The following is a 21,268-nucleotide window of genomic DNA, read 5'->3' as shown; positions in this document are numbered from 1 at the left end:
ACGGCGGCACGGCCCGGCAGACGCCGAGCGGGCCGGTGGCACCGAGCGGGCCCGGCGGCGCGGGAGGCGGCTGCCCCCACGCCAGCGGGCCCGTCGCCGTCACATGCCCAGGTCGCGGGCAATGATCATGCGCTGCACCTCGGACGTGCCCTCGCCGATCTCCAGGATCTTGGAGTCGCGCCAGAACCGGGCCACCGGGTACTCGTTCATGAAGCCGTAGCCGCCGTGGATCTGGGTGGCCTCGCGGGCGTTGTCCACCGCGATGGTGCTGGCGTGCAGCTTGGCGATGGCGGCCTGCCGCTTGAACGGCTCACCGGCGAGCATCCGCGCCGCGGCGTCGTAGTAGGCCAGCCGGGCGGTGTGCGCCTTCATCTCCATGTCGGCGATCTTGAACTGGATCGCCTGGTAGTTGCCGATCGGCTGGCCGAACGCCTGGCGCTCCTTCGCGTACCTGATCGACTCGTCGACGCAGCCCTGGGCGAGGCCGACGGCCAGGGCGGCGATGGCGATCCGCCCCTCGTCGAGGATGCGCAGGAACTGGGCGAAGCCCCGGCCGCGCTCGCCGAGCAGGTTCGCCGCCGGCACCCGGCAGTCGTCGAAGGTCAGCTCGTGGGTGTCCGAGGCGTTCCAGCCGACCTTGGAGTAGCCCGGCGCGACGGTGAAGCCCGGCGTGCCCGAGGGGACGATGATGGTGGACAGCTCCTTGGCGCCGTCCGGGCGGGTGCCGGTGACCGCGGTGACGGTGACCAGCGCCGTGATGTCGGTGCCCGAGTTGGTGATGAACGCCTTGGAACCGTTGATCACCCACTCGTCCGTGGACTCGTCGAGCACCGCGCGGGTCTGGGTGCCGCCGGCGTCCGAACCGGTGCCCGGCTCCGTCAGCCCGAAGCCGGCCAGCGCCTCGCCGCTGAGCAGCTTCGGCAGCCACTGCGCCTTCTGCTCCTCGGTGCCGAAGCGGTAGATCGGCATCGCGCCCAGCGAGACCGCCGCCTCCAGGGTGATGGCGACGCTCGAATCGACCCGGGCCAGCTCCTCCAGCGCGAGGCAGAGCGCGAAGTAGTCGCCGCCCATGCCGCCGTGCTCCTCGGCGAAGGGCAGGCCGAACAGGCCCATCTTGCCCATCTGCCGGATCACCTCGTACGGGAAGGTGTGCTTCTCGTAGTGCTCGGCGATGACCGGGGCGACCACCTCGCGCGCGAATTCCCGCACGCTCTCCCGCAGCGCCTCTTGCTCCTCGGTGAGCCGGAAGTCCATGGAATCCTCCTGTGTGGATGGCCGCCGGGCGCTCGTGACGCCGGAGGACGGGTCGCTGGTGCGCGGTGCGGGCCCGTGCCGGCCGGGTGGGGCCGGCGGCGGGATCAGACCGGGGTGACGCCGTGCCGGCGCCGGGAGAAGTGCCGCTCCTTGGTGCGGGCGGCGGCGAACCGACGGACCAGCTCGACGCGCAGCTCGTGCGGCTCGACGATCGCGTCGACCACCAGCTCGCTGGCGAGCCGGACCACGTCGATGTCGCGCTCGTACTCCTCGCGCTTCGCGGCGACGAACGCGGCCCGCTCGGCCTCGTCCTCGATGGCCGCGATCTTGTTCGCGTAGACCGCGTTGACCGCCGCCTCGGCGCCCATCACCGCGATCTTGGCGGTGGGCAGCGCGATCGTGGCGTCCGGCTCGAAGCCCGGGCCGGCCATCGCGTAGAGGCCGGCGCCGTACGCCTTGCGGACCACCACGCAGATCTTGGGTACGGTCGCCTCGGAGATCGCGGTGATCATCTTGGCGCCGTGCCGGATGATGCCCTGCTTCTCCACCGCGCTGCCGACCATGAACCCGGGTACGTCGGAGAGGAACAGCAGCGGCACGTTGAACGCGTCGCAGAGCTGCACGAAGCGGGTCGCCTTGTCGGCCGAGTCGACGAAGAGCACGCCGCCCTTGAACATCGAGTTGTTGCCGACCACGCCGACGACCTCGCCGTTGAGCCGGCCGAAGCCGATGGTCAGCTCCTTGGCCCAGAGCGCCTGGATCTCGAAGAAGGAGCCGTCGTCGAGCAGGCCCTTGACGTACCGCCGCATGTCGAACGCCTGGCGCTCGCTCGCTGGCACCAGCGCGGCCAGGTCGGCCTTCTCGGGCGCCTCGACGGCGGGCGCGGCCGGCGGCTGCTGCGTCCAGTTCGCCGGCAGGTAGGACAGGTAGCGCCGCACCACGTCGAGCGCGTCGGCCTCGGTCTTGCAGAGGAAGTGCCCGACGCCCGACTCGGCGCAGTGCACCTTGGCGCCGCCCATCGCCTCCAGCGTGGTCTTCTCGCCGGTGACCATCTCGACCATCCGGTCGGAGCCGAGGTACATGCTGGCGTTGCCGTCCACCATGGCGACCACGTCGCAGAACGCCGGGATGTACGCCCCGCCGGCCGCGCTCGGGCCGAACAGCGCGCAGACCTGCGGGATCGAGCCGGAGGCGCGGACCTGGTTCCAGAAGATCTTGCCGGCGCCCCGGCGGCCGGGGAAGAGGTCGACCTGGTCGGTGATCCGGGCGCCGGCCGAGTCGACCAGGTAGACCATCGGCACGCTGGTCGAGTAGGCCCGCTCGATGATCCGGATGATCTTCTCGACGGTGCGGGCGCCCCAGCTGCCGGCCTTGACCGTGGAGTCGTTCGCCATCAGGCAGACCGGACGGCCGTCGATGGTGGCCGTGCCGGTGACCACGCCGTCGGCCGGGAGCCCTTCGGCCATCGCGTTGGCGTAGAGGCCGTCCTCGACGAAGGAGCCCTCGTCCACCAGGAGCGCGACCCGCTCCCGGGCGAAGAGCTTGCCCTTGGCGGCGTTCGCCGCGTGGTACTTGTCCGCACCGCCGGCCCGGGCCCGCTTGCGCAGCTGCTCCAGTGCCTCACCGTCGAGCGTCACGCCGACTCCCTCGCCACCTGAGCCGGTCGCCTCGCGGGCGGACCGACTGACCTGAACGATCGTTAGGCTAGCGCATCTTCCCGCCCTCCGGCGAGCCACCACCCGCGCCCTTCCCGACACGGTCCCGGCGCGCCTCGACCCCTGCCCCGGCCCTGCCTCCCCGCAGGGCAGGGAGGCAGGGCCGGGAACCGGAGATCCCGGCCGGGCCGGGTGTCAGGGCCGGGGACGGAGATCGCGGCCAGGCCGGAAGTCAGGGCCGGCCGGAGATCGCGGTCAGGCCGGGAGGGGGGTCAGGCGGGTGCGGGGGCCGGCGCGCAGCACGCCGGAGGGGAGCTGCCGGCCGACCAGCCGCTCGGCCAGCTCGGCCACCTCGATCAGGGCGTCCAGGTCGATGCCGGTGTCGACGCCCATGTCGTGCAGCATGTGCACCGCCTCCTCGGTCGCCAGGTTGCCGCTGGCCCCCGGCGCGTACGGGCAGCCGCCGAGGCCGCCGACGCTGGCGTCGAACTCGGTCACCCCCAGCTCCAGCGCGGTCAGCATGTTGGCCAGCGCGGTCCCCCGGGTGTTGTGGAAGTGCAGCAGCACGGGGACGTGCGCGTTGCGGTCGCGGACCGCGGTCAGCAGCTCGCGGACCCGCCGGGGCGTACCCATGCCGGTGGTGTCGCCGAAGGCCACCCGGTCGGCGCCGTCGCGGACCACCCGGTCCACGATGGCGGCCACCCGGGCCGGGTCGGTGTCCCCCTCGTACGGGCAGCCGAAGCTGGTCGCCACGATCACCTCGGCCTGCGCGCCGGCGCCGTGCAGCAGGTCGATCAGCTCGGCGATGTCGTCCAGCGACTCCTCGGTGGAGCGGTTGACGTTGCGCCGGTTGTGCGTGTCGCTGGCCGAGACCACCACCTCGATCTCGGTGAACCCGGCGGCCAGGGCCCGCTGCGCACCCCGGGTGTTCGGCACCAGCGCCGAGTAGCGCACGCCGTCGGCCTTCGCGGCCCGCTGCCACACCTCGTCGGCGTCGGCCATCTGCGGGATCGCCTTCGGGTGCACGAACGAGACGGCCTCGATCCGCTTCACGCCCGTGCCGGAGAGGGCGTCGAGCAGCCGCACCTTGGCCTCGGTCGGGATGGGGTCCTCGTTCTGGAGCCCGTCGCGCGGCCCGACCTCGCGGATCGACACGGAGCCTGGCAGTTCCGCCATAAGGGGTCACCTCACTGTGACGCAGTGCTTGTGCTGGGTCCCCCCAGCCTCCCACCCACGCCACCGGTTCCGCACCCAGCGGCGCCGATCATGAGGTTGACCGCGGCGGAAGCGACGAACCGCACCGCCAACCTCATGATCGACGCAGCGAAACCGGCAGGGGTCAGCGCATGCGGGAGACGATGCCGGTGTCGTAGTCGCCGGAGAGGAACTCCTGGTTCTCCAGGAGCTCGGCGAAGAAGGGCAGGTTGTTCTTCGGGCCGGCGAGCTCGAAGGCGGCCACCGCCGCCCGTGCCCGCTCGACCGCCTCGGCCCGGGTCGCGCCGCTCACGATCAGCTTGGCCATCAGGCTGTCGTAGAACGGGGTGACGGTGTTGCCCTCGACGTAGCCGGAGTCCACCCGGACGCCCTCGCCGGTCGGCTCCACCCAGGTCCTGATCACGCCGGGGCCGGGCAGGAAGCGCTTCGGGTCCTCGGCGTTGATCCGCAGCTCGATGGCGTGCCCGCGCGGGGCGAGCGCGTCCGGGTCGAAGGTCGGCGCCAGACCGGCGGCCACCCGCAGCTGCTCCTCCACCAGGTCGACGCCGTAGACCAGCTCGGTGACCGGGTGCTCCACCTGGAGCCGCGTGTTCATCTCCAGGAAGAAGAACTCTTCGGAGTCGGCGCCGTCACCCCTGGCGTCCCGCTGGCGCGGGACCAGCAGGCACTCGACGGTGCCCGCGTTGCGGTAGTTCACCGCCTCGCCGGCGCGCACGGCGGCGGCCAGGAAGCGCTCGCGCAGCTCCGGGGAGACCGCCGGCGACGGCGACTCCTCGACCAGCTTCTGGTTGCGCCGCTGCACCGAGCACTCCCGCTCGCCGAGGGCGACCACCCGGCCGTCGGCCAGGCCGAGGATCTGCACCTCGACGTGGCGCACCCGGGGGAAGTACCGCTCGATCAGCACCGAGCCGTCGCCGAACATCCGCTCGGCGAAGGAGCGCACCTTGTCGTACTCGGTGCGCAGGGCGGCCTCGTCGGTCGCCACGCCCATGCCCATGCCGCCGCCACCGGCTGCGGCCTTGACCATCACCGGGTAGCCGATCTCCGCCGCCGCCGCGACCGCCGCGTCGAGGTCGGCCGCCGGGTCGGTGGTCCCGGGCGCGACCGGCACCCCGGCCGCCGCCATCAGGTTCCGGGCGTTGATCTTGTCGCCCATCGCGGTGATCGCGTCCGCGCCGGGCCCGATCCAGATCAGTCCGCTCGCCTCGACGGTACGGGCGAAGTCGGCGTTCTCCGACAGGAAGCCGTAGCCGGGGTGGATGGCCTGCGCGCCGGTCGACTTGGCGGCGGCGAGGATGGCCTCGACGTTGCGGTAGCTCTGGGCCGGGTTGGCCGGACCCACGCACACCGCCTCGTCGGCCTCCGTGACGAACGGCAGGCCGGCGTCGGCCTCCGAGTGCACCGCGATCGCGCGGATGCCGAGCCGCCTGGCGGTCCGGATGATCCGGCGGGCGATCTCGCCCCGGTTGGCGACCAGCAGCGACTCGATCATGTTTCCTCCCAGCGTCCGGGGGTCGGGACGGGTGCTAGAGAACCACGGCGGGAAGGTTACTGACGAATCGACGGGTACGCCTCTCCCCGGCGTGGCGGCGCGGGAACCGGCGTGGCCGGCCGGTGCCGCACCCGCGCGGACGCCGCCCGGCGCGTCGGGCGGGTCCGCCGCCCGGGGCCGGGTCGGGGTGCCGGGTCAGGAAGCGGGGTGGGCCAGCAGGGCGGCCAGGGTGGCGGCGCGGAGCAGCTCGGCCCGGCGGCGCCGGTCCACCTCGCCACCCAGGAACGGCGTCGAGTTCATCAGACCGAACGCGGCGTGGGCCAGCACCCGCGCCTCGCCGTCGGGCATGCCCGGGTGCAGCGTGGTCAGCACGGTGACCCACTGTTCGACGTAGAGCCGCTGGAGCCGGCGGATCCGGCGCCGGGGCTCGTCGGGGAGACGGTCCAGCTCGTGCAGGTGCAGGGCGATCACCGCCGGGTTGGCCAGCGCGAAGTCGACGTGGAAGTCGATCAGCGACTCCAGCGCGCCGCGCGGGTCGTCGGGGTGGCCGGCGGACCGCTGCTGGCCGCCGGCCAGCAGCTCCTCGCTGACCGGGATCAGCGCGGCGACCAGCATGGCCTCCTTGCCGGCGAAGTGGTGGTAGAGCGCCGGGCCGGTGACCCCGGCGGCCGCGCCGATGTCGTCCATCGAGACGCCGTGATAGCCCCGGGAGGCGAAGAGGCCGACCGCGATCTCCAGGATCTCGTCCTTGCGGGACCGGCGCCGGCCCGACCCCGCGGCACCGTTCGCCCTGCCCCGTGCCTGCTGCTCCACCGTCACCGGGCAAGCGTAGACCGCGACGAGCCCGCCGTGGAGCCTTCGTTACCCGTCGGTTGGCTCACGTCCGGACCCGGAACCGCCACGTCCAAGCAAGGCGAGCGCCGCGTCCGGCCCCCTTGACCCTCGACCCGGTCGAGCCCCGAGGGTCGCCGGCATGACCGCACCCCCGCTCGGCCGCGACTACCGCCTGCTCTGGTCCGCCGCCGTCTCCTCGCGTCTCGGCGACGCCCTGCGTACGCCGGCACTGGCGCTGCTGGCCGCGACGCTGACCCGCGATCCCCGGGTGATCGCGGTGGTGACCGTGGCCGGGCAGCTCCCGCCGCTGCTGTTCGGCCTGCTCGGCGGCGTGTACGCGGACCGCTGGGACCGCCGCCGGACGATGGCGGTGGTGGACGGGCTGCGCGCCGCCGTGGTCGGTGGGCTCGCCCTCGCGGTCGCCCTCGACCGGGCCGGCGTCGCCGCCCTCGTGACGGTGGCGTTCCTGCTCGCCGCGCTCGGCACCCTCTTCGACGCCGCCTCGTTCGCGATGCTGCCGTCCGTGGTGCCGCCGGCCGCGCTGGCCCGGGCCAACGGCCGCCTCCAGGCCGGCTCGGCGGTGGCGGGTGGCTTCCTCGGCGCCCCCGCCGCCGGCGTGCTCTTCGCCCTCGCCGCCCCCCTCCCGTTCGCCGTGGACGCCCTCACCTTCGCCGCCGCCGCCCTCCTGACCCTCGCCCTCCGCCCGCCCCCGCCGCGCCCCCGCCCGCACCCCGGGCGAGGGCGGTCGGTGTGGCGGGAGGGCGTCGAGGGGGTGCGGTGGCTACGCGGGGACGCGATGCTGTGGCGGCTGACCATGGCGACCGCCGGGAGCAACCTGGCGATCAGTGGGCTGATGGCGGTGCTGGTGCTCTACGCGCTCGACGTCCTGCGGGTGCCGCCGGCCGGGTACGGCCTGTTCGCCGCGGGGGCGGTCCTCGGCGGGCTCGCCGGTGGACTCGGCGCGGGTCGGTTGGCCGCCCGGCTCGGCACGGTGCCCGCGCTCCGCGCCGTACTCGCCGGCCAGGCCGTCGCGCTGACCGGGCTCGCGCTCGCCCGGCATCCGGTGCCCGGCGGGCTGGCGCTGGCCGTCTTCGCGGCCGGCACGACGGTCTGGAACGGACTCTGGGCCTCGTACGGGCAGCGGCACGTGCCGGCCGCCCTGCTCGGCCGGGTGGGTGCCGCCCAGCGGATGGTCGGCCTGCTCACCGCGCCGGTCGGGGCGGCCCTCGCGGGCGTGGCCGGCGCGGCGTACGGGGTGGGGCCGGTGGCGGCAGCCGTGGCCGGGGTCTTCGTGCTGGTCACCCTCGCGGCGTGGCGGACGCTGGGACCGGCCGCGCCGGCACCGCCCGCCGGGCCCACCAGCGCCGCGACAGCAGGCCGGCCAGGGCGGCGCCCGTCGCGTTGAGCAGCACGTCGTCGGCCGAGGAGACCCGGCCGAGGTCGAGCGCGTACTGGAGCGACTCGACCAGCACGGAACCGGCCGCCCCGAGCAGGAACAGCCGGCCGACGCCGGCCAGTGCGGCCAGGCGTACCGGGGCGAAGAAGCCCAGCGCGGCGAAGACCAGCAGGTTGCCGACGACCTGGACCACGGCGGTCGTCGGCGGCCCGGTCAGCAGGTCCGCCAGGTCGCGCAGCGGCACCGGGTCGACCTGCCGGGGCGCGGGCCGGGGGGTGAGGATCATCCACACCCACGGCAGGGTGCCGGCCACCGCGCCCACCTCGGCGACGCTGCGCCGCCACGACTCCCCGGCCGTCGCGGCGTCGCGCCGGTGGCGCGCCAGCACGGCGGTGAGCAGGGCCAGCAGGGGCAGCCCGGCCGCCACGGCGAGCAGCACGCCACCCCAGTCCCGCCACACCTGGCCCACCGGGGCAGCCTAGCCGCGCGCTTCGTCGCGCCTGTTCCACCGGGATGCCCGGCCGCGGGCACCGTCGCGTGGGGCAGGCCGGAGAGGCGCATCGCGATCCGCCGACCGTCCAGCTCCACCTGCGCGGCGCGCCCGACGCCTGACCGCACCGAAGCCGGCCGTCCCCGCCGCGCCCGGCACCGGGGCGGCGAGCAGCCGGCACCGCCCAACCTTTCCGGGCCCCGGTGCGTCTATGTGGTGACGCGAACGCGCGACGACCGGCCGGAGGGAGGGCGGATGGGACCGCCGACGACCGACGACGGGCGGGACGGTTACGTCGCCTTCGTCGAGTGCCACCAGCACCGGCTGCTGCGCGCGGCCTACCTGGTCTGCGGCAACCGGCACCAGGCCGAGGACCTGCTCCAGGAGGCCCTGCTCAAGCTCGCCCTGCGCTGGCCCGCCGTGCGCCACGGCGACCCGGCCGCGTACGTGCGGGCCATCCTCTACCGCGACGCCGTCTCCTGGTGGCGCCGACGCCGCCGGGAGTGGCTGAGCGCGTACCCGCCGGAGCGGGCCACGACCGAGGGCGACGGGGAACTGCGGCTCGCGCTGCGCGACGCGCTCGGTCACCTGCCGCCCCGGCAGCGGGCCGTGCTGGTGCTGCGCTACTTCGAGGACCTCACCGAGGCCGCCACCGCCGAGGCGCTCGGCGTCACCGTCGGCACCGTCAAGAGCCAGTGCCACGCGGCGCTGCGCCGGCTCCGCGAGGTCGCACCGGAACTCGGCTGCGACGAGGGGCGGTCCGGCGGCGGCCTGGTCACCGGGATGGAGGTGAACCCGTGAGGGAAGAGGAACTGCACCGGCTGCTCACCGTCGCCGCAGAGGACGTCCGGCCGGCGCACCCGGCGACGACCGGCTGGGAACGGGCCCGCCGGGTGCGTCGCGCCCGCCGCGCCGCCGGCGCCACCGCGCTCGCGGTCGCCCTGCTCACCGGCGGTACGGCACTGGCGCTGCGCCCCGCCGCGCCGCCGCCACCGGCCGCCACGGCGACACCGCAGGAGAGCGCGACCCCGCACCCCGTACCCGTGCAGACGCCCCCGGCCGAGCTGGCCTATCCCGGGCACCCGCTGGGCCGCCTCGGCGACCCGGTCGGCGCGACGCTCTCGGCCCGCCCGGTCCGCAAGGCGCTGGCGCTGCACCAGCCGGTCGACCCGGCGACCGGCGTCGCGGGCCGGATCCGGGTGCTCGGCGACGACGGCGTCGTACGGGACCTCGACGTGGTCACCCCCGCCCCGACCCGCGACGCCGGGGGCAACGAGGCGGTGCCGTTGAAGAGCGGCAGCCTCTCCCCGGACGGGCGGACGGCCGCCTTCGCCCAGACCGACGAGGTGATCGTGGTCGACCTGACCACCGCCGCCGTACGCCGCCATCCGCTCAAGGGCTACCTGGAGCACGTCCTCTGGTCCGGCGACCGGCTGCTCGTCGGCGACGACGACACCACGTACGAGCTGGACCCGAGCACGGGCGCCAGCCGGAAGGTCCCGGTGTCGCCCTGGAACATGGCGGCGCCCGATCCGACGGGTCAGCCGGATCTCCTGCTGGAGTTGGGCGGCGCGCCGGGAGACCTGAGGCTGCACCGCGTCGCCACCGACGAGAGGGGACGAGGACTGGACCAGGTGCCAGTCGACTTCCGCGCGCTGCCCCCGGGCAACCAGGTCGACGAGTTCTACGGACGCGGCTGGCTCAACGGCCACCGGCTCGCGCGGGCTGCCTGGATCACCACCGGCAGCATGGGCAGTCTGGAGGGCGTCGCGGTGCTGGACGCGCGCACCGGTGTGGTGACCCATCTGCTCAACCTGGGCCGGGACCGCTGGAAGGGCTGCTGCGAGGTGCTCGGCTGGGAGCCCGACGGGGCGGTGCTGCTGCGCCACAACCCGGGCGGGCTGCTGCGCTGGAAACCGGAGACCGGCGAGGTGACGGGCGTGACGCGGAACCTGTTCGGGGCGGTGTCGCTCTCCGCCGGTTGAGTCGCCGCCGGTTAGGCGGGCGGTAGGAAAGCGCCGGGCCAGGAGGTCGACGCCCGTCCTGCCGGCGTACCGCCGCAGGGGCCGGTCCCCCGCGCGACCGCAGCGGGCGCGAGGGGACCGGCCGACGCGTCAGCTCGCCAGGCCGCCGGGCTGGTCGCCCTTCACGACGGGGGCCCGGACCAGGTTGCCCCACTCGGTCCACGAACCGTCGTAGTTGCGCACCTGCGGGTAGCCCAGCAGGTGCCGCAGCACGAACCAGGTGTGGCTCGACCGCTCGCCGATGCGGCAGTAGGCCACGATGTCGTCGTCCGGGCTGAGCCCGATCTGGTCGGCGTAGATCGCGCGCAGCTCGTCCGCCGACTTGAACGTGCCGTCGTCGTTGGCGGCGGACTTCCACGGCTTGCTGACCGCACCCGGGATGTGTCCGCCGCGCAGCGCGCCCTCCTGCGGGTAGTCCGGCATGTGCAGCATCTCGCCGGTGTACTCGCCCGGCGACCGGACGTCGACGAGCGGGCGGCCCGCCGCCACGTGCGCCAGCACCTGCTCGCGGTACGCCCTGACCGGCGCGTCGTTGCGCTGCGGCACCGGGTAGTCGGCGTGGGGCCGGGCCGGCTTGTCCCGGGTCAGTTCGCGCCCCTCGGCGACCCACTTCTGCCGGCCGCCGTCGAGCAGCCGCACGTCCGGGTGGCCGAAGAGGCTGAACACCCAGAGGGCGTACGCGGCCCACCAGTTGAAGTTGTCGCCGTAGAAGACGACCGTGTCGCCCCGGCCGATGCCCTTGGCGGCGCACAGCTCCGCGAAGCGCTTGGCATCCAGGTAGTCCCGGGTCACCTGGTCGTTCAGCTCGGTGTGCCAGTCCACCTTGACGGCACCCGGGATGTGGCCGGTGTCGTAGAGCAGCACGTCCTCGTCGCACTCGACCACGACGAGGCCCTCGTCGCCCAGATGCTCGGCCAGCCACTCGGTGGTGACCAACCGCTGCGGGTCCGCGTACGACTGGAGTCGGGGATCGGGATCGCTCGGCACAGACATGATCCCCAAGGTACGCCGGATCGCGGGCCCGCGGCCGGCCAACGGGAACGGCGTCGGCCGACGGTCAGGCGCGGCGGTGGGCGATCCGGCCGGCCACCACGGTCACGAGGCAGGCGCCGTCGGCGTCGAGGACGGCCAGGTCGGCCCGACCGCCGGGTGCCAGCGCCGGCGGTGCGGCGGCGGGCAGCACCAGCAGGTCGCTACGCTCCACGGCGGCCCGTAGCGCCGGATCGGTCAGGTGACCGGCCAGCACGGCGGTCACCCCGAGGCGCAGCAGCGCGTGCACCCGCTCGCGGGGAGTGTCGGCGGCCGGCAGCGGCCCGTCGTGCACCAGTCCCGGCCGGAGCGTGCCCGGCCAGCGGCGGACCCGGGCCCCCGCGTACGCCTCGGTCAGCTCGGCCAGCGGACCCACCGCGACGATCCGGTCGGCCCGGACCGCGACGGCGGCCCCGGCGGTGGACGGGGCGTCGGGCGCGGTCCGCAGCAGCGGCGCGGTGTGCAGGGTGAGCACGGCTCAGTCGGCGATCGGGCCGAGCAACGGGCGCTTGGCGGTGACCGTGTCGCCGGAGGAGCGGCCGGTGAGCCGGCGCTTGATCCACGGCGCCAGGTGCCGCCCGGCCCAGCGCAGGTCGGCGGCGCGGGCGGCCAGCCAGGGCGTCGGCGCCGGGTGCGGCGGCACCATCAGCCACTCCTCGTCGCAGCCGACGCCCAGCGCGTTGAGCACCTGCGCGGCGACCCGCCGGTGCCCGGCGGCCGAGAGGTGCAGCCGGTCGGTGCTCCAGAGCATCGGGTTGAGGTACGCGTCGTCGGCGTACAGGTCGACCAGGATCGCGCCGTGCCGCTCGGCCGTCTCGCCGACGGCCCGGTTGAGCAGCTGCACCCGGGGCGCGACGAGCCGCTGGCCGGGCAGCCGGGCCATCACGTCGGCGAACCGGAAGAGGACCACGTCGGCGCCGCCGGAGCGCAGCCTCCGCACCACGTCGTCGAAGCGGGTGACCAGGGCGTCCGGGTCGAAGGTGCGGCGGAGCACGTCGTTGCCGCCCGCCGCGAAGCTGATCAGGTCGGGCTTCATGGCGAGCGCGGCGGGCACCTGCTCGGCCACCACGCCGGGGAACAGTCGGCCCCGGATGGCCAGGTTCGCGTACCGGAAGTCGGGGCCGGCCTCGGCGGCCAGTCGGGTGGCCACCAGGTCCGCCCAGCCCCGGTAGCTGCCGTCCGGATACGCGTCGTCCATGCCCTCGGTGAAGCTGTCCCCCACCGCCACGAAACTGCGCCAGCGCACCTGATCATCCCTCCGCCGTGCGGTAGGGAAGGGCGCCTCGCTGTCGCTTCCGGTAGGAGGAGAGTCCCTTCCCGACGCGGGACAGTCTTCCACCCGCGGGGACGGCGGCGGGGGCGGCCGACGGGCAAACGTGGTGGAGGTCATCGTGCCCGGCGGGGATCGCGGCGGGACGGTCCTCCTCGCCCCGCCGGACCGGAACAACACGGAGGCGTCGTCGGCCATCCGTCGGAGCGTTCCATTTGCGAGACTGCCGGCCGGCCGTCCCGGTCCGGTCAGTTGGATGGCGGCGCCACCGGATGCGCCGCAGCCCCCGATGTGCGAGCCTCGTCCAAGCCTGTTTCACGAGGTCACACCCCTTGTCACCGCCGGATTACCCTCTGCATCGCAGACGGTGACGCCGCCCGTAAGTCCTGGGAGAAACACCGTGCCGAACCTTGATGTGGCACTCAAGACCGCGATGAGCATCGACGGCGCGATCGGCGCCGCGCTCGTCGACTACCACAGCGGGATGACGCTGGGCGTGGCCGGAGGCACCGGCGAGATCGACCTGACCGTCGCCGCCGCCGGCAACACGGATGTCGTCCGCGCCAAGCTGCGCACGATCGAGATGCTCAACCTGAACGACGAGATCGAGGACATCCTCATCACGCTCGGCACCCAGTACCACCTGATCCGGCCGGTGACCAGCCGCACCGGCAAGGGGCTCTTCCTCTATCTGATGGTCAGCAAGAGCCGCGCCAACCTGGCGATGGCACGTCACCAGCTGCGCGTCATCGAGGAGAACCTGGAGTTGTGAGCGGGATCGACGACATCGAGACGCCCCTGCCCCGTCGTACCGCACGCGCCACGGGCACCCTGCCGCCACCGCGCCCGCTGCCGCCGTCGCTGGCCGGGAACATGGCGCTGCCGTACCCGGCGATCGGGCAGGAGCTGGCGGAGCTGCGCCTGCAGATCCCCGGCGTGCACGGCTGCGTCCTCGGCGGCGTGGACGGCCTGCTCATCACCCACAACCTGCAGACCGACGTCGACCCGAACGACCTGGCGGCGCTCGCCGCCACCACGTACGGGCTGGGTCGGCAGGTCGGGCTCCGGCTGGGGCAGGGCGACTTCCAGCAGTCCACGGTCCGCAACGCCGGCGGCTACCTGAGCGTCTACGCGGTCAGCCCGCAGGCGCTGCTCGCCGTGGTCGGCGAGGACAGCATCAACGTGGCCCGGCTGCACCTGCACGCCCCGGCGGTGGCCGGACGGCTCGCCGGTCTGCTGGATCAGTGCACGGACGCCGCCGGCGACAGGTCCTGACAGGGGCGGCTGCCTCGGGCGTGGGCAGGGGCGCCGTTCCGCCGGCCGGGTCGGCCGGTCAGCGCGTCGACGGCCCCCGCCCGCCGCGCAGGCGCACCGCGAGCAGCGCCAGGGTGGCACCGGCCAGCGCCGCCCCGGTCAGGAACGTGCCGCGGGTCGAGGTGGCCGCCTGGACGGACCCGAGCAGGAGCGGCGAGACGAACAGGCCGGCGAAGGTGGCGCTGGCCAGCAGCGCGGTGGCCTGGCCACGTCGGGCGGGCGGGGAGTGCTCGGCCACCAGGACGGTCAGCGCCGGCACGACCAGTCCCATGCCGATCCCGAAGACGGCCGGCGCGACCAGCATCAGCACCGGCGAACCGGTCAGCCCGAGGGTGACCAGCGCGACCGTGAAGACGGCGAGGGTGACCGCGAGCAGCCGCACCTGACCCAGGCGGGCCCGGGTCCGCGCGTAGCCCAGGCCGACGACGCTCATGGTCAACGACGGGGCGCCCGTGAACACCGCCACGAGGGCCGTCTCGGTGATGCCGACCTCGGCCAGCCGCAGCGGCAGGAACACCAGCACCCCGTACAGCAGCAGGCTGGTCACCGCCTGGAGGCCGTAGATCCCGACGAGCGCGGGATGGTCGCGGAGCAGGCCCCACAGCGACCCCGGCCGCCCCGGCGGCCCGTCGGTGCCGACGGCGGCGCGGCGCCCCGGGAGCACCCGGAGCGTGACCAGGCCGAGCGGCACCCCGATCAGGTAGACGGCGAACGGGGCGTGCCAGGAGAGCCCGCCCAGCACCCCGCCCAGCAGCGGGAACAGCACCCCGCCGAGGCTGATCGCAGTGGACCGCCAGCCCATCGCCCGGTCGCGGGCCGCCCCCGCGTAGAGGTCGAGCAGCCCGAGCGTGGTCCCCGCGAAGACCAGCGCCGCGCCGACGCCGAACAGCAGGCGGGTGGCGATCAGCAGGGGATAGCTGTCGGTGACCAGGCCCGCGCCGCCGGCGAGGCCGTACAGGATCAGCCCGAGGGCCAGGGGGGTGCGCACCCCCCACCGGTCGATGGCCCGCCCGACCAGCGGGCCGGCGAGGGCGAGGGAGAGTCCGTGCGCGGTGAGGACCAGCCCGGCGGCGGTGCCGGTGAGCCGGAGTTCGTTGCGGATCAGCTCGACCACCGGGGTCAGCACCGCTCCCGCGAGGACGGTCAGCAGGGAGCCGGCGAGCAGGACGGCCAGCGCCGCCCGGCGGCCGGCGACCGGGTCGGTGGCGGCGGGCGCCGCGGCGACCCCGGTCACGCCCGCCGACCGGAAGGTGTCGCGCCCTCGACGATTCCGATCCGTACCCGTTCCATGACCCCGAGTCTTCAACCTCGACCGTGGTTGAGGTCAAGCCGTCAGCAGGCCGACCCGGCGAGCCTCCCACCGCGCCAGCAGCCTGCGCGACGGTCCGCGGGTGCTGCCGTCCCTCCACCCGGCTCGGCCCCGTCCCGGCGACGTGACCGGTCCGGAACCGGCCTGACGCCGTACCCGAAATGGATCGTCGCCCCACCGCCGGCCGCCGTACGCTGCGCCAATGCTGCTACGCATGTCGACCCTGCTGCTCCGGACCCTGCGCGAGGACCCGGCGGACGCGGAGGTGCCGAGCCACCGGCTCCTGCTGCGGGCCGGCTACATCCGACGCGCCGCGCCGGGCGGCTACACCTGGCTGCCGCTGGGCAAGCTGGTGCTGGACCGGGTCACCGAGGTGGTCCGGCGGGAGATGACCGCGATCGGCGACCAGGAGGTGCACTTCCCGGCGCTCCTGCCGGCCGAGCCCTACCGGACCAGCGGCCGGTGGACGGAGTACGGCGACGACATCTTCACCTTCGCCGACCGGCGCGGCGCGGAGCACCTGCTCGCGCCCACCCACGAGGAACTGGCCGCGCTACTGGTCAAGGACCTGTTCAGCTCGTACCGGGACTTCCCGGTGACTCTCTTCCAGGTGCAGACGAAGTTCCGCGACGAGGCGCGGCCCCGCGCCGGCCTGCTGCGCGGGCGCGAGTTCCTGATGAAGGACGCCTACTCGTTCGACCTCGACGACGCGGGCCTCGCGGCGGCGTACGAGCGGCACCGGGGCGCGTACCGGCGGATCTTCGACCGGCTCGGGCTGGAGCACACGATCGTGCACGCGACGTCCGGGGCGATGGGCGGCTCGGCGTCGGAGGAGTTCCTGGCGGCGACGCCCGTCGGCGAGGACACCTTCGTCGGCTGCACCGCCTGCGACTACGCGGCCAACACCGAGGCGGTGACCACGCCCGCCCCGCCGGCCGGCGACCCGGACGCCCAGCCGGGGGCGCAGGTGCACGACACCCCCGAGACCCCCACCATCGCCAGCCTGGTCGAGCTGGCCAACGCCCGGCGCCTGGGCGGGCGGGACGACTGGACCGCCGCCGACACCCTGAAGAACGTGGTGCTCGCCCTGCGCCGTCCCGGCGCGGAGGAGACCGACCTGCTGGTGGTCGGGCTGCCCGGCGACCGCGAGGTCGACCTGAAGCGACTCGGCGCGGCGGTCGCCCCGGCCACGGTGGACGTCTTCGACGGCTGGGACGCCCACCCCGAGCTGGTCCGGGGCTACATCGGCCCGCAGGTCCTGGCGAAGCTCGGCATCCGCTACCTGGTCGATCCCCGGGTGGTGCCGGGCAGCGCGTGGTTGACCGGCGCGAACGAGCCGGGCCGGCACGCGACGGGGGTGGTCTGCGGCCGGGACTTCGTGCCGGACGGCACGATCGAGGCGGCCGAGGTGCGCCCCGGCGACCCCTGCCCGGCCTGCGGCACCGGCGAACTGACCATGCGGCGGGGCATCGAGATCGGGCACATCTTCCAGCTCGGTCGCCGCTACACCGACGCCTTCGCCGTCGACGTGCTCGGCCCCGCCGGCAAGCCCGTCCGGCCGACCATGGGCTGCTACGGGATCGGGGTGTCCCGCGCGGTCGCGGCGATCGCCGAACAGCACCACGACGAGCGGGGACTGGTCTGGCCGGCGGCGGTCGCGCCGTGCGACGTACACCTGGTGGCCGCCGGGAAGGGGCCGCAGCTGGACGCGGCGCTGGAGCTCGGCGGGCGGCTCGCCGCCGCCGGCCTGCGGGTGCTCGTCGACGACCGGACGCACGTCTCCGCCGGGGTGAAGTTCACCGACGCCGAGCTGATCGGCATCCCGCGCGCCGTCGTGGTCGGCCGCCGCCTCGCCGAGGGGTACGTGGAGCTGCGCGACCGGGCGTCCGGCGAGCGCGTCGAACTGCCGGTCGACGAGGTGGCTGACCGACTCGTCGAACGGGTACACCGGGAGCGCGGGAGCGTGGTGTAGCGAACGTGTCACGGGGTACCGCAGTCCGATCGGCGCAAGTGTTCTGGAGGCTCTCATGACCGGTTACCGGGTCAGCGACGTGATGACGAAGCAGGTCATCTACCTGCCCGCCGAGACCAACCTGGACGAGGCGGCCCGGGTGATGAAGGAGGCGGACATCGGCGACGTGGTGGTCACCGACGGCGCCACCCTCGCCGGCATGCTCACCGACCGGGACATCGTCGTCCGGGCGGTGGCCGAGCGCAGCGACCCGGCCACCACCACGATCGGCTCGATCATCACCCGCGAGGTGGTGATGATCGAGCAGCACTCGACCGCGGCCGAGGCGGCCGCCCTCATGCGGGAGCGGGGCATCCGGCGGGTGCTGGTCTGCGACAGCGAGCGCAAGCTGGTCGGCATCGTCTCCCTGGGCGACCTCGCGATGCAGCTCGACCCCCAGTCGGCGCTGAGCGAGATCAGCGAGCAGGCGCCCACCGTCTGAGGTGCACGGAAGGGCCCCTTCCTGACGTCCGTGGCAGCGGAGGGGTCCGTCCCCGGCGGCGGTAGCCTCGGGGGCATGTCATCCATGCCGGCCAGGCTTTCCGAGATCGTCGACGAGTTCGCCGCCGCGCCCCGCGACGTGGTGCTGGAGATGCTGCTGGAGTACGCCGACGTCGTCCCGCCGCTGCCCGCCGGCTCCGCCGACCGGGAGGGCATGGAGCAGGTGCCGGAGTGCCAGACGGCGTTCTTCCTGCGCGCCCGGGTGACTCCGGAGAAGACGGTGGAGACCCTCTTCGACTGCCCGCCGGAGGCCCCCACCACGCGCGCGTTCGCCGGCATCCTCGCCGAGGGGCTGGCCGGGGCGAGCGCGGACGAGGTGCTCGCCGTGCCCGACGACCTCTACCAGCGGATGGGGCTGGCCCAGGCGATCAGCCCGCTGCGGGTACGCGGCGGCACGGCCATCCTGGCCCGGCTCAAGCGGCAGGTCCGGGAACAGACCAGCTGAGCGGAGGGTTGTCACCCGACATGGAGATCGAGATCTACGCCGACGTCGTGTGCCCCTGGTGCTACATCGGCAAGCGTCGGCTGGAGCAGGCCCTGGAGTCGTACGACGGCGAGGTGACCGTCCGCTACCGGCCGTTCCAGCTCGATCCGTCGCCGGTGTCGGAGCCGCGCCCGCTGGTCGACGCGATGGCCGCGAAGTTCGGTGGGCCGGACCGGGTCCGCCAGATGTTCGGGCAGGTGACGGAGGTCGCGGCCCAGGTCGGCCTGAAGCTCGACTTCGACCGCGCGGTCGCGGCCAACACCTTCGACGCGCACCGCCTCGTCGCTTGGGCCACCGACCGTGGACGCGCCGCCGAGATCGCCGACGCGCTCTACCGCGCCCATTTCACCGACGGCGTCGACGTGGGCTCCCGCGACGCGCTCGCCGCGCTCGCCGCCGAGGTGGGCCTGGACGCGGCCGAGGCCCGCCGCTTCCTCGACTCCGACGAGCGGGTGGCGGAGCTCTCCGACGAACTGGCCACCGCCCGGCAGATCGGGGTGACCAGCGTGCCCACCTTCGTGCTGGCCGGCAGGTACGCGGTCACCGGCGCCCAGGAGCCGGAGACGCTGCTCGCCGCCCTGGCCGAGGTGGACCGCCGCGAGGCCGAGGCCGACTGAGGCCGCCGGCCCGCGACGCGCGCCACGCCGACGCCCGCCAGGACAACGGCAGGCATCGACGGGCGTGATGTTTCACGTGCAACGGTATCGACGCGCGTGATCGCTCAGGCCGGCCTGGCCAGCCCTTCCACCACGCGCGCGCCGGGCAACGCGCCGAGCGCCGGGCCGGGCAGCGCGATCTTGCTGTGCCGTACGCCCGACCCGATGATCACGTGCGGGGCGGCGATCACCCGCGCGTCGACCAGGATCGGCCACTGCTCCGGCAGGCCGATCGGGGTGATGCCGCCGTACTCCATGCCGGTCAGTTCCACCGCGTCGGCCATCGGCGCGAAACTCGCCTTCCGCACGTCGAGCGCGCGGCGGGCCACCCCGTTGACGTCGACGCGGGTGGTGGCGAGCACGACGCAGGCCGCGTAGCGCACGACCCCCTCACGCTTGCCGGCCACCACCACGCAGTTGGCCGACTCGTCCAGCCCCACCTCGTACGCGGCGCAGAAGGCGGCGGTGTCGGCGAGCCCGGCGTCGATCGGCGCCACCAACACGTCCTCGACGTCCACCGGCGCCTCGGCGGGCCACTGCCCGACGGCGGCGGCGACCGGCGGAGCGAGCAGGTCGAGCCGGCTGCGGGCGGGTTCGGTCTTCAGCGTCCCCATCACGCCTGCGATCCTCGCACCTGCCAGCACCCGGGGTTCCACCACACCGCCGACGACCGGGGTGCCGCCGGCGGCAGGGGCTACCCCTATCGATCCCGAGACGGGGTCCGACGGGGTGTGGGAGCGGGTTCTGCCGGGTACCGGCGTCCGGCATGAGTGAACTTCCGCTGCACATCCTGACCGACGCCGGCTTCACCACCGACGAGGCGAACTCCATCGTCGACCACCTCCTCAAGGGGGTCGACACCCACGACGGGAGGGGCGAGACCGACCGGATCGACGTCGAGTCGCTCCCGGAGGAGAAGAAGGCGGCCATCGACAAGTTCAACCTGGCCGTGGCCGCCGACTTCTAGTCACCCGGAGCACCGGCCCGTCCCGGACCGCCGGGACGGGCCGGGCCCGAACGCGCCAGCCGGGGCCGGCACCGGTCGGTCAGTTGCCGGTGAGGAACCCGTTCTCGCGGAGCAGCGCGCGGTCCCGGACGGAGGCCAGTTCCTCCGCCCGCTCGGCCTGGACCCGACGCACCTCCATCTCCTCCAGGGCGTGGCGGATGGCGAGCCGGATCACGCCGTAGAGGAAGACGAAACCGGCGACGTACAGGATGACGGTGGCGACCATGGCGAACATGGCGTCACGGTAGGCCGGACGTGAACGCGCGGGCCGTTCATCTTGCGCCGGTTCCCCCGTACGTGTCGGCGAGGTGGTCGGCCCAGGTCCGGACGCCCTTCGGGGTCGCTCCGGTGACCAGGCCGCCCGAGCGCAGGGCGCGGCCCAGCCTGCCGGGTATCCGCACCGGGAGCAGCGGACGGCGGGACCGCCGGGCGGCCGTCCACGCCCGGGCCGCCTCGTCGAAGCGGAGCACCTCCGGGCCGCCGTACTCCTCGATGCCGCCCAACGGACCGGCGGTGAGCCGCCGGACGAGGCGGTCCGCGACCTCGCCGGGGTCGACCGGCTGGGCGAGCACCGCCGGGTCGCCGAGCACCGGGCCGAGCCGGCTCGCCCCGCGCAGCATCCCGTCGAGGAACTCCGGGAACTGGGTCGCCCGCAGCACGGTCCACGGCACCGACCCGGCCGCCACGACCTGCTCGGCGGCGAGCTTGTGCCGGTAGTAGGGGATCGGCACCCGGTCCACCCCGACGATCGAGACGTAGACCAGGTGCCGTACGCCCGCCTGACCGGCGGCGACGACCAGCCGGCGGGTGCCGAGCACGTCGACCCGGTGGGTCTGCCGCCCCCGGTTCGGTGCCGAGGCCAGGTGCAGGACGGCGTCCACGCCGGCCACCGCCCCGGCCAGCCCCTCCCCGGTGGCCAGGTCGACCACCACCCACCGCGCCGACGAGCCGGTACGCGCCCGCCGGCTCGTCGCCCGGACGTCCCAGCCCTCGGCGCGCAGCCGGGGCAGCACGACCCGCCCGAGCCGACCGCCCGCCCCGGTGACCAGCACCCGCATGGTTGCCTCCCTCTCCGCCCCGTCGCGCGCCCGCCGCGCGACAGTGGTGCCGACGGCGTCCGGCGTACGCGTGTGACCGGGTGTGCGGCGACTCACCGGAGCCCGCCCATCCTCCCGGGCCGACGGTCCCCGCCGGATCGAATCGGCACATCGCCGCCGACCGGCCGGCTCGGAAGACCCGGCGGTCCGGACGCCGGCCCCGACAGCCGGGAAGCGGCGCCCGGCCGAGGACGGCGGGCGTCGAGGTGGATCACGCAGGCCCGGCCGGCA

23 protein-coding genes are annotated in these 21,268 nt (G+C 74.4%); 10 read left to right on the top strand and 13 right to left on the bottom strand.

Features of this window, described 5'->3' with window-relative positions; translation table 11 throughout:
- Positions 1–99: 99 nt before the first annotated feature.
- The 5 genes from AB0G08_RS03645 to AB0G08_RS03625 all read right to left on the bottom strand — a co-directional run bounded on the left by AB0G08_RS03645 (position 100) and on the right by AB0G08_RS03625 (position 6,435).
- Positions 100–1,254: an acyl-CoA dehydrogenase family protein gene (locus tag AB0G08_RS03645; protein ID WP_357866686.1), complete on the bottom strand. Its 1,155-nt coding sequence runs from the start codon at positions 1,252–1,254 to the stop codon at positions 100–102.
- Positions 1,255–1,358: 104 nt separating this feature from the next.
- A complete protein-coding gene (locus AB0G08_RS03640) occupies positions 1,359–2,891 on the bottom strand; it encodes an acyl-CoA carboxylase subunit beta (RefSeq protein ID WP_358082554.1) in 1,533 nt (510 codons plus the stop codon).
- 273 nt (positions 2,892–3,164) lie between these two features.
- Positions 3,165–4,085: a hydroxymethylglutaryl-CoA lyase gene (locus tag AB0G08_RS03635; protein WP_358082551.1), complete on the bottom strand. Its 921-nt coding sequence runs from the start codon at positions 4,083–4,085 to the stop codon at positions 3,165–3,167.
- A 163-nt stretch (positions 4,086–4,248) separates the two neighbouring features.
- Complete coding sequence (locus tag AB0G08_RS03630; RefSeq protein ID WP_358082548.1) at positions 4,249–5,616, bottom strand: biotin carboxylase N-terminal domain-containing protein; 1,368 nt, start codon at positions 5,614–5,616, stop codon at positions 4,249–4,251.
- A gap of 195 nt (positions 5,617–5,811) precedes the next feature.
- On the bottom strand, positions 5,812–6,435 hold the full coding sequence (locus AB0G08_RS03625) for a TetR/AcrR family transcriptional regulator (protein WP_357866699.1): 624 nt from the start codon (positions 6,433–6,435) through the stop codon (positions 5,812–5,814).
- A gap of 154 nt (positions 6,436–6,589) precedes the next feature.
- Here AB0G08_RS03625 and AB0G08_RS03620 point away from each other — a divergent pair, with 154 nt between their 5' ends.
- The gene (locus AB0G08_RS03620) at positions 6,590–7,855 is read left to right on the top strand and encodes an MFS transporter (RefSeq protein ID WP_358082545.1); all 1,266 of its coding nucleotides are present in this window, start codon (positions 6,590–6,592) and stop codon (positions 7,853–7,855) included.
- Here the strand turns inward: AB0G08_RS03620 and AB0G08_RS03615 are convergent.
- Positions 7,749–8,315, bottom strand: a complete 567-nt coding sequence (locus tag AB0G08_RS03615; RefSeq protein WP_358082542.1) for a VanZ family protein — start codon at positions 8,313–8,315, stop codon at positions 7,749–7,751. The two genes, AB0G08_RS03620 and AB0G08_RS03615, sit on opposite strands and share 107 nt — an antisense overlap.
- Before the next feature lie 276 nt (positions 8,316–8,591).
- Between AB0G08_RS03615 and AB0G08_RS03610 the strand changes: the two genes are divergently transcribed.
- Entirely contained in the window at positions 8,592–9,137 is a 546-nt protein-coding gene (locus tag AB0G08_RS03610) for a SigE family RNA polymerase sigma factor (RefSeq protein WP_358082539.1), read from the top strand.
- Complete coding sequence (locus AB0G08_RS03605; protein ID WP_358082536.1) at positions 9,134–10,321, top strand: hypothetical protein; 1,188 nt, start codon at positions 9,134–9,136, stop codon at positions 10,319–10,321. The genes AB0G08_RS03610 and AB0G08_RS03605 overlap by 4 nt, the downstream gene beginning before the upstream one ends.
- A 129-nt stretch (positions 10,322–10,450) precedes the next feature.
- On the opposite strand, the gene AB0G08_RS03600 is transcribed toward AB0G08_RS03605, so the two are convergent.
- The 3 genes from AB0G08_RS03600 to AB0G08_RS03590 form a co-directional block, all read right to left on the bottom strand.
- Entirely contained in the window at positions 10,451–11,353 is a 903-nt protein-coding gene (locus AB0G08_RS03600) for a sulfurtransferase (protein ID WP_358082534.1), read from the bottom strand.
- A gap of 64 nt (positions 11,354–11,417) precedes the next feature.
- A complete protein-coding gene (locus AB0G08_RS03595) occupies positions 11,418–11,864 on the bottom strand; it encodes a hypothetical protein (RefSeq protein ID WP_358082531.1) in 447 nt (148 codons plus the stop codon).
- A gap of 3 nt (positions 11,865–11,867) precedes the next feature.
- Positions 11,868–12,635, bottom strand: a complete 768-nt coding sequence (locus AB0G08_RS03590; RefSeq protein ID WP_121397367.1) for an SGNH/GDSL hydrolase family protein — start codon at positions 12,633–12,635, stop codon at positions 11,868–11,870.
- A 424-nt stretch (positions 12,636–13,059) separates the two neighbouring features.
- On the opposite strand from AB0G08_RS03590, the gene AB0G08_RS03585 reads away from it, so the two are divergent.
- Together AB0G08_RS03585 and AB0G08_RS03580 are read left to right on the top strand one after the other, a co-directional pair.
- A complete protein-coding gene (locus tag AB0G08_RS03585) occupies positions 13,060–13,431 on the top strand; it encodes a hypothetical protein (RefSeq protein ID WP_358082527.1) in 372 nt (123 codons plus the stop codon).
- Positions 13,428–13,934, top strand: coding sequence for a roadblock/LC7 domain-containing protein (locus AB0G08_RS03580; RefSeq protein ID WP_358082524.1), 507 nt, complete (start codon positions 13,428–13,430; stop codon positions 13,932–13,934). Before AB0G08_RS03585 ends, AB0G08_RS03580 begins: the two co-directional genes overlap by 4 nt.
- Before the next feature lie 58 nt (positions 13,935–13,992).
- Here the strand turns inward: AB0G08_RS03580 and AB0G08_RS03575 are convergent, their stop codons facing one another.
- Entirely contained in the window at positions 13,993–15,207 is a 1,215-nt protein-coding gene (locus tag AB0G08_RS03575; RefSeq protein ID WP_358082521.1) for an MFS transporter, read from the bottom strand.
- A gap of 277 nt (positions 15,208–15,484) precedes the next feature.
- Between AB0G08_RS03575 and AB0G08_RS03570 the strand changes: the two genes are divergently transcribed.
- The 4 genes from AB0G08_RS03570 (at position 15,485) to AB0G08_RS03555 (ending at position 18,895) form a co-directional block, all read left to right on the top strand.
- Positions 15,485–17,254, top strand: coding sequence for a proline--tRNA ligase (locus AB0G08_RS03570; RefSeq protein WP_358082518.1), 1,770 nt, complete (start codon positions 15,485–15,487; stop codon positions 17,252–17,254).
- Between the two features lie 55 nt (positions 17,255–17,309).
- Positions 17,310–17,735, top strand: a complete 426-nt coding sequence (locus AB0G08_RS03565) for a CBS domain-containing protein (protein WP_089002765.1) — start codon at positions 17,310–17,312, stop codon at positions 17,733–17,735.
- A 75-nt stretch (positions 17,736–17,810) separates the two neighbouring features.
- The gene (locus AB0G08_RS03560) at positions 17,811–18,239 is read left to right on the top strand and encodes a SufE family protein (protein WP_357866730.1); all 429 of its coding nucleotides are present in this window, start codon (positions 17,811–17,813) and stop codon (positions 18,237–18,239) included.
- Positions 18,240–18,259: 20 nt separating this feature from the next.
- Complete coding sequence (locus AB0G08_RS03555; protein ID WP_358082515.1) at positions 18,260–18,895, top strand: DsbA family oxidoreductase; 636 nt, start codon at positions 18,260–18,262, stop codon at positions 18,893–18,895.
- Positions 18,896–18,999: 104 nt separating this feature from the next.
- Here the strand turns inward: AB0G08_RS03555 and AB0G08_RS03550 are convergent, their stop codons facing one another.
- The gene (locus tag AB0G08_RS03550; RefSeq protein WP_358082915.1) at positions 19,000–19,548 is read right to left on the bottom strand and encodes a YbaK/EbsC family protein; all 549 of its coding nucleotides are present in this window, start codon (positions 19,546–19,548) and stop codon (positions 19,000–19,002) included.
- Between the two features lie 152 nt (positions 19,549–19,700).
- Here AB0G08_RS03550 and AB0G08_RS03545 point away from each other — a divergent pair, with 152 nt between their 5' ends.
- On the top strand, positions 19,701–19,901 hold the full coding sequence (locus AB0G08_RS03545; protein ID WP_358082512.1) for a hypothetical protein: 201 nt from the start codon (positions 19,701–19,703) through the stop codon (positions 19,899–19,901).
- 79 nt (positions 19,902–19,980) lie between these two features.
- On the opposite strand, the gene AB0G08_RS03540 is transcribed toward AB0G08_RS03545, so the two are convergent.
- Together AB0G08_RS03540 and AB0G08_RS03535 are read right to left on the bottom strand one after the other, a co-directional pair.
- Positions 19,981–20,175 (bottom strand): hypothetical protein, encoded by a 195-nt coding sequence (locus AB0G08_RS03540; protein WP_132235413.1) that lies wholly within the window; start codon positions 20,173–20,175, stop codon positions 19,981–19,983.
- A gap of 37 nt (positions 20,176–20,212) precedes the next feature.
- Positions 20,213–20,998 carry an NAD(P)H-binding protein gene (locus AB0G08_RS03535; protein WP_358082508.1) on the bottom strand — a complete coding sequence of 262 codons (786 nt, stop codon included), beginning with the start codon at positions 20,996–20,998 and terminating at the stop codon, positions 20,213–20,215.
- Positions 20,999–21,268 lie beyond the last annotated feature (270 nt).

It is taken from the genome of Micromonospora sp. NPDC023644 (assembly GCF_040640115.1).
Lineage (GTDB): Bacteria > Actinomycetota > Actinomycetes > Mycobacteriales > Micromonosporaceae > Micromonospora.
The sequence above is the reverse complement of the archived record's forward strand: the minus strand, read 5'-3'. Positions and strand labels throughout refer to the sequence as shown.